Source organism: Cognatundibacterium luofuense (genome assembly GCF_018139685.1).
GTDB classification, from domain to species: domain Bacteria; phylum Pseudomonadota; class Gammaproteobacteria; order Burkholderiales; family Burkholderiaceae_D; genus Undibacterium; species Undibacterium luofuense.
The window spans coordinates 1-288 of record NZ_JAGSPN010000606.1; the positions used below are offsets into that span (position 1 = coordinate 1).

The following is a 288-nucleotide window of genomic DNA, read 5'->3' on the forward strand; positions in this document are numbered from 1 at the left end:
GAAAACCGGCTGCCTATCTACGTCGGCAAGAGCAATACCTTGCGCCAGCGCGTGCTATCGCATTTCTCGGCGGATCATGCACTGGCTAAGGAAATGAATATCTCCCAACAGGTGAGAGATATCGAATGGATAGAATGTGCGGGTGAAATCGATGCGCTGATTACCGAAGCGCGCCTGATCAAGGAAAAACAACCTACCCTGAACCGTCAGTTACGCAGGAATAGCGAATTTTGCTCCTGGCGCCTGAGTGATCTGGGCAGCGGCCTGCTGCAACCGCAACTGGTGTAT

Annotated in this window: 1 protein-coding gene; it reads left to right on the plus strand. The window is 52.8% G+C overall.

Annotation, left to right across the window (positions count from 1 at the left end; translation table 11 throughout):
* On the plus strand, window positions 1–288 hold a 288-nt coding region (locus KDM89_RS21840; RefSeq protein ID WP_212689855.1), incomplete at both ends, for a GIY-YIG nuclease family protein.